The 6,830-nt window shown below is 67.9% G+C and carries 5 protein-coding genes and 1 riboswitch; all 5 genes read right to left on the reverse strand.

Annotated elements, in window-relative coordinates; translation table 11 throughout:
* Positions 1-25: 25 nt before the first annotated feature.
* The gene (locus tag ACCC94_RS05580; RefSeq protein WP_413348392.1) at positions 26-1,039 is read right to left on the reverse strand and encodes a sodium:calcium antiporter; all 1,014 of its coding nucleotides are present in this window, start codon (positions 1,037-1,039) and stop codon (positions 26-28) included.
* A 57-nt stretch (positions 1,040-1,096) separates the two neighbouring features.
* A riboswitch (yybP-ykoY riboswitch) is annotated at positions 1,097-1,263 on the reverse strand.
* Between the two features lie 36 nt (positions 1,264-1,299).
* On the reverse strand, positions 1,300-4,584 hold the full coding sequence (locus tag ACCC94_RS05585) for a carboxyl transferase domain-containing protein (protein WP_413348393.1): 3,285 nt from the start codon (positions 4,582-4,584) through the stop codon (positions 1,300-1,302).
* Positions 4,585-4,736: 152 nt separating this feature from the next.
* Complete coding sequence (locus ACCC94_RS05590; protein ID WP_024764813.1) at positions 4,737-5,003, reverse strand: hypothetical protein; 267 nt, start codon at positions 5,001-5,003, stop codon at positions 4,737-4,739.
* A gap of 86 nt (positions 5,004-5,089) precedes the next feature.
* Complete coding sequence (locus ACCC94_RS05595) at positions 5,090-6,493, reverse strand: sensor histidine kinase (protein WP_413348394.1); 1,404 nt, start codon at positions 6,491-6,493, stop codon at positions 5,090-5,092.
* Positions 6,490-6,830 (reverse strand): winged helix-turn-helix domain-containing protein (locus tag ACCC94_RS05600; protein WP_413348395.1); only part of this gene is annotated, 341 nt, incomplete at its 5' end. The genes ACCC94_RS05600 and ACCC94_RS05595, both read right to left, overlap by 4 nt.

Below are 6,830 nucleotides of genomic sequence, written 5' to 3' on the forward strand. Positions count from 1 at the left end.
CAGTGTAGGCAATGAGCCGACCGCGTCAGCGCGACAGGGTGATACCCAGATAGGCGGCGTACAGCGCGCCGTTGAGCATGAATACCCAGATGGGCAGGCCACCGCTGCGCTGGGCGTTGATCCGCAGCCAGAGCGCGGCCCCCAGGGTCACCAGCACGCCGGTGAGGACTTCGATGCGCGGCTGCCAGGGCGTGAGCAGGATGCCGATGGCGGGCAGCAACGTGCCTTGGAACACCATGGCGCCGCTGATGTTGCCGAAGGCCAGGGTGTCCCTGCCGCGGCGCACCCAGAGGATGCTGTTGATCTTCTCCGGCAGCTCGGTGGCGATGGGAATGATCAGCAGCGACAGCAGCAGCGCGGAGATACCCAGGATGTGCGACAGGCCTTCCACGCCATGGATGAAGCCCTTGGCGCCCAGCACCAGCAGCGCCAGGCCCAGCAGGAGTTGCAGCAGGATGGTGGCGAGGTTGGTCGGCAGGCCGATGCGCGACAGGTACATGTGGTGGTCGGCCTCGGTACCGTGGCCGTCTTCCACCAGACCTTGCGATGCGCGCAGGGTCAGCGTGATGTAGCCGACGTAGGTGAGCACCAGCAGCACGCTGAGGGCGATGCGTACGGAGCGCAGTTCAACGGGAACGAACATGGCGATGGTGGCGAAGCAGAACGCGACCAGGAAGAAGTTCAGGTCGCGCTGCAACCCGGTGCGTTCGGGGCGGATGCGCCCGAGCAGGCCGCGGGTGCGCCAGGCGAAGCAGGCCATCAGGCAGGTGGACAGGGTGGAGAGCATCAGCGGCGCGCCGAGGATCGCGCCGACGCCGACTTCTTCATTGAGATTGACGTTGCTGGTGCCGGCGAACAGCGCCAGCAGGGGGATCAGGGTTTCCGGCAGGGCGGTGCCGACAGCGGCGAACAGCGAGCCGGTGACGCCTTCGGAAATGCCCATGCGTTCGCCAAGGTGTTCCAGGGCGTTGGTGAAGAGTTCGGCGGCGATCAGGATCACCAGCAGCATGCCGAGCAGCTCGAGGAGGAAGGTCAGCATGCGCGCAGCTCCAGGCAGGTGGAGCGAAGGGTGGGGTAGGGCATCACGGTGAAGCTCCCGGCCGGTGTAGTACCCATGACCACGCATCTCCCCGGCCGTTGCGGAGATCTCGTGGTCAAAGGTCTTGCCAGGCTGTATCGCTGACGACGCCATGGCCTGTGGGCCAAGTGTGTTGACGTCGCCCCCGTTCGTCGAACGGTCGGCTACTCCCCAATGACGCCGCGCATTCTAGCGGATCGGGCGAGCAGCTCAACCCTGCGCTACCAGGTATCGATCAATGGGCGTTTTTTTCCCTGGCGCGGTGCGGGCTTCGGCGTCGATGCCAGGCCGCGCAACAACCAGCGGCGGGTGTCGGCCGGGTCGATGACATCGTCTATCTCCAGGTAGCTCGCCATGTTCAGGCCCTTGCCGTTGCGGTAGGCGGCGGCGACCAGCTTGTCGAACAGCTTCTGCCGCTCCTGCGGGTCCTCGATAGCGGCCAGTTCCTTGGCATAGCCGAGGCGGATTGCCCCTTCCAGTCCCATGGCGCCGAACTCGCCGCTGGGCCAGGCCACGGTGAACAGCGCCGCGTGGAAGCTGCCGGCGGCCATGGCTTGCGCGCCCAGGCCGTAGCCCTTGCGCAGCACGACGGTGAAGAAGGGCACCGTGAGGCTGGCGGCGGTGACGAACATGCGCGACACGTGGCGCACGGTGCCGGTCTTTTCCGCCTCCGGGCCGACCATGAAGCCGGGGGTGTCGCACAGTGAGATGATCGGCAGGTCGAAGGCATCGCACAACTGCATGAAGCGCGCGGCCTTGTCGCCTGCCTCGGCGTCGATGGCACCTCCCAGATGCATGGGGTTGTTGGCGATCAGGCCGAAGGGTTTGCCTTCGATGCGCACCAGCGCGGTGATCATGCCCGCGGCGAAATGCCGGCGCAGTTCCAGCACCGAGCCGCTGTCGGCCAGTTGCTCGATGACCTGGCGGATGTCGTAGACGCGCAGGCGGTTCTCCGGCACTGCGTGGCGCAGCAGGCGCTGGTCGGCGCACTGCCAGTCGGCGCTGTCGCCCTGGAAATAGGCGAGGTACTGGCGCGCGATGCGGGTGGCTTCGGTCTCGTCCTCCACCAGTACGTCGATCACCCCATTGGCACTCTGCACGTCGCTGGGGCCGACCTCCTCGGGGGCGAACTTGCCCAGGCCGCCGCCCTCGATCATCGCCGGGCCCGCCATCCCCAGGCTGGTATCGCGGGTGGCGATGATCACGTCGCAGCAGCCCAGCAGCGCGGCGTTGCCGGCGAAGCAGCGGCCGGAGACCACGCCCACCAGCGGCACCAGCCCGGAGAGCCGCGCCAGGCCGACGAAGCTCATGTTGTCCAGCCCGGCCACGCCGACGAAATCGGTGTCGCCCGGGCGTCCGCCGCCGCCTTCGGCGTAAAGCACCAGCGGGATACGCCATTGCTCGGCCAGATGCAGCATGCGGTCGGTCTTCTTGTGGTTCATCACGCCCTGGGTGCCGGCGAACACGGTGTAGTCGTAGGCCAGCACCAGGCAGCGGGCTTTCTCGTCGCCGAACTGCGCGGCGTTGATGCTGCCCAGGCCGCTGACCAGGCCGTCGGCAGGGCTGCTGGCGATCAGTTCCTCGACGCTGCGGCGCCGGCGCTGGGCGGCGATGGCCAGCGCGCCGTATTCGATGAAACTGCCGTCATCGAGCAGATCGGCAAGGTTCTCGCGGGTGGTGCGCTTGCCGATCCTGTGGCGCTTGGCGACGGCGTCCGGACGGCGCTCGTCGAGGCCGATGGCGTGGCGTTCGAGAACTTCGGCGAGGTCGGCGCGGATGGCGTCGAGATCAATGGCGGCGCTGCTTTCAGCGTCCTGCGCTTCAATCTCCGCCGGCTCCACGAACAGCAGCGCGTCGCCGTCACCCAGGCTGTCGCCCGGTGTGGCGGCGAGGCTGTGGACGATGCCGCTGGCGCTGGCCTTCACCTCGAATTCCATCTTCATCGCTTCGACCACGGCGATGGTCTGGCCCAGGGCGACGGCGTCACCAGTGGCCGCGTTCAGGCTGACCAGTACCCCCGCACTCGGTGTGGCGAGCGCTATGCAGCCGGCCGGTGCGTCCACGACGCGATGGATCTCGGAAGTCGCACCGACATGGCTGAAGAATCGGTGCGGGTGGGCATGTTCCTGTGCGCCCAGGAGCGTGGGCAGCTGTTCTTCGATGTACCGGGTGGTGACCTGGTTCTCCGCCACGGCCGGCTGGCGCAGCAGGTTTAGCAGCAGCGGGATGTTGCTCGCCACGCCCTCGAGACGGAATTCGCAGAGGGCACGGTAGGCGCGTTGAACCAGCTGTGGATAACCGCCGTTGCCGTGGACGATCAGCTTTGCCAGCAGTGAGTCGTAGCCCGCGCTGTTGCGATAGCCGGCGTAGCCGTAGCCATCGACGCGCAGGCCGGGACCGCTGGGTGGCTCGTAGGCGCTGAGCGTGCCGCAGGCGAGGTGGGGTGTGCCGTCGCTCGCGAGGTTTTCCAGGTTGATCCGCAGTTGCAGGGCATGCCCGCGTGGCGCGGGAATCTCCGCCTGGGTCAGGTTCAGTTCGGCGAGGCTGGCGCCGGCGGCGATGCGCAGCTGCGCCTGGACCAGGTCGATGCCGGTGACCGCCTCGGTAACCGTGTGCTCCACCTGCAGGCGCGGGTTGGCTTCCATGAATACGAAGTCGCCGTTGTCCTCGTCGAGCAGGAACTCGAAGGTACCCAGTCCGCGATAGTCCACGGCTTCGGCCAGGCGCACGGCGGCAGCGAGCAGGGCACCGCGCAGGCGTGGGTGCAGGTTGGGGCTGGGAGCAATCTCCAGCAGCTTCTGGTTGCGCCGCTGCAGGGTGCAGTCGCGTTCCCACAGATGGCTGACGACGCGGCCGTCGCCGATCACCTGCACCTCGATGTGGCGAGCGCGCTGGATCAGGCGCTCGACGTAGAGTCGGTCATCGCCGAATGCCGCACGGGCTTCGGACTGGCAGCGGGCGTAGGCTTCAGCGATTTCATCGTGGCTTCGTACCGCGCGCATGCCGCGGCCGCCGCCACCAGCGAGCGCTTTTATCATCATGCCGGCGCCGGAGGGCAGTTCGCGGAAAAAGCGTTCGGCATCGTCCAAGGAGGTGGCGCTGTTGCTGCCGGCAGCGAGGGCTACACCGTGGTCACGGGCGAGGTCGCGGGCGCGGGCCTTGTCACCGAATACGTCGAGCACTTGCGCCGACGGACCGACGAAAGTGAGTCCGGCCGATTCGCAGCGGCGGGCGAATCCGGCGTTCTCCGAGAGGAAGCCATAGCCCGGATGCACGGCGTCGCAGCCGTGGGCCCCGGCGATGTCGATGATCTGCTGCTGGTCGAGGTAGGCGCTGGCGCCGCGTCCCTTGAGGGGGGCGGCCTGGTCGGCCTGGCGTGTATGCAACGAGGTGGCATCGTCCTCGGCAAAGATCGCCAGCGTCTGGATGCCCAGCTCGGCGGCGGCGCGGGCGATGCGGATGGCGATCTCGCCACGATTGGCAATGAGCAGGCGGGTGACGGGCATTGGCGATTCCGGTTGTGCTTCCTGGGGGCGGGAATCGCACCATCTTAGGCGGGCGAGGCGTGTGGGAAATCAACTACCGCGTTGCGAATGGCACAGGCTTCGCGGGCCTTATGGGCGGCGACCGACCGGGCGGCCGGCCGCCGCGTCGGGCATCACCCGTTGGCTCCGCCGTCGCCGGCGTTGTCCTTGAGCAGCTTGAGGGCCTTCTCGGTGTGCGCGATGCATTCCTTGGTGTTGCCGGCGGCCTGGGCCTGGGCGGCCTTTTCCTGCAGGCGCATGGCCTGTTCCTGGGCCTGCGTGTTGTTGGTGGTGGTTTTCACCGCGTCGTCGACTTTCTGCAGGTTGGTGCTGCACAGATCGTCAGCGAAAGCCGGCGAGGCCAGCAGGGCGGCGGTAATGAGCAGAGCGGCGCGTTTCATGGCAGTTCTCCTGTCACGTCTGACCGATGGTCGGCGGTCCGCAGCGGCGGGCCGTACAGGGTGGACTGCGAATTTTTGAGCGGGGTTCAGAGTATTTGCCCAGCGGTCGTCGGGAGTTCGACGCAGACGCCCAGGCCGCGGCCGTCCAGCCCGTCGTGCAGGGAAATGCGTCCGTGGTGGATCTCCACGATGCGCTTGACGATGGGCAGGCCCAACCCGCTGCCGTGGCTGCTGGCAACGCTGGGGCTGCGGTAGAAGCGGGTGAAGATCGCCGCTTGCTCTGCTGGCGCCACGCCGGGGCCGTTGTCGCGCACCCAGAGGACCAGGCGATCCACCCCGGCGTCCAGGCTGACCGCCACCCGGCCGCCTTCGGGGGTGTAGCGCAGGGCATTGCCGACCAGGTTGGCGAGCATCACCCCGAGCCAGGCTGCGACGCCCGGCAGGTTGGCGTCCTGGCTGTCCAGGGTCAGCTCGATCTGCTTGTCGATGGCCTGCGGGGCGAGGTCGGCGATGGCGTCCTCGGCGAGCAGGCGCAGGTCCACGGGGGCGAAGATCTCGTGCAGTTCCTCGGCATCGAGCCGCGCCAGCAGCAGGATCTGCTCCATCAAGGCACTGATCCGCTCGACGCTGCGGCTGACCTGTTGCAGGCCGTGGGCGTGGGCCGCCGGATCGGACGAGCGCAGCGCCACCTGGGCGTGGGTGCGCAGGCTGGCCAGTGGCGTGCGGATTTCGTGGGCGGCGTCGCTGGTCAGCCGGCGCTCGGCCTCCAGCGCCAGATTCAGGCGTTCCAGCAGCAGGTTCAGCTCGTTGACCAGGCTGTGCACCTCCACCGGCGCCCGGCTCAGGGCCAGCGGATGCAGGCTGTGGGCGCCGCGCTGGTGCACCTGTTCGATCAGGCTGCGCAGCGGCGCGAGGCCCTGGCGCACGCCGAACCACACCAGCACGCCGAACAGTGGCAAGGCCAGCAGCAAGGGGAAGAGCGCGCTGAACAGCAGCAGGTGCAGCGTCTTGTGGCGATAGTGCAGGTTCTCGAAGACCCAGATGCGCACTTCATCGGCGCCGGGCGTGTGCATCTGCAGGACGCGCCAGTTGACGCCGCCGCTGTACAGGTCGGAGAAGCCCGGCGGCTGCGCTTCTATGCCTGCGGGCGGTGTGCGGGTGGCGAGCAGCGGTTGGCCGCGGTACCAGATGGCATAGCCGAGCGTGGCTTCGCGGCGGATCAGCGGCAGCCCTTCGATGGCCTTGCGGCTGCGCGCGAGGATTTCCATGGCGTCGCTGGAGGTCGGGTCGATGGCGTCGGCGACGTCGACCAGGCTCAGGGCCGCCTGGCCGAAATCGATCATGTCCTGGTCGTAGAGGCGATTCACCTGTTCGCGGGTCAGCTGGTAGGTGAACAGGCCCGCCACCAGCCATAGCAGCGAGACCCCGCCGATCAGCGTCAGCAGCAGGCGGCGGCTGATGGAGCCGGCACGGCGCACGGTGCCGCTCAAGATTGCGCGGCGCCTTCGGGGCGGTCGATGCCGTAGCCGATGCCGCGCACGGTACGGATCAGGCCGTTGCCCAGCTTGCGCCGCAGGTGATGGATATGGACTTCGATGGCGTTGCTTTCCAGGTCGCCGTCCCAGCCGTACAGCGCCTCCACCAGGCGGGTGCGCGACAGGACCTTGCCGCGCTGTTCTAGCAGCAGGCGCAGCAGTGCGTACTCGCGTGGCGCGAGGTCGACCGGTGCCCCGGCCAGGCTGACCTGGTGGGTAGCCGGGTCCAGCGCCAGTTCGCCGTGCTGCTGCTGCAGCACTTCCAGACCGTCCTTGCGCGGCAGGCCGAGGT

Origin of the sequence: Pseudomonas sp. Pseusp97, from assembly GCF_047304025.1 — a bacterium.
GTDB lineage: Bacteria > Pseudomonadota > Gammaproteobacteria > Pseudomonadales > Pseudomonadaceae > Pseudomonas.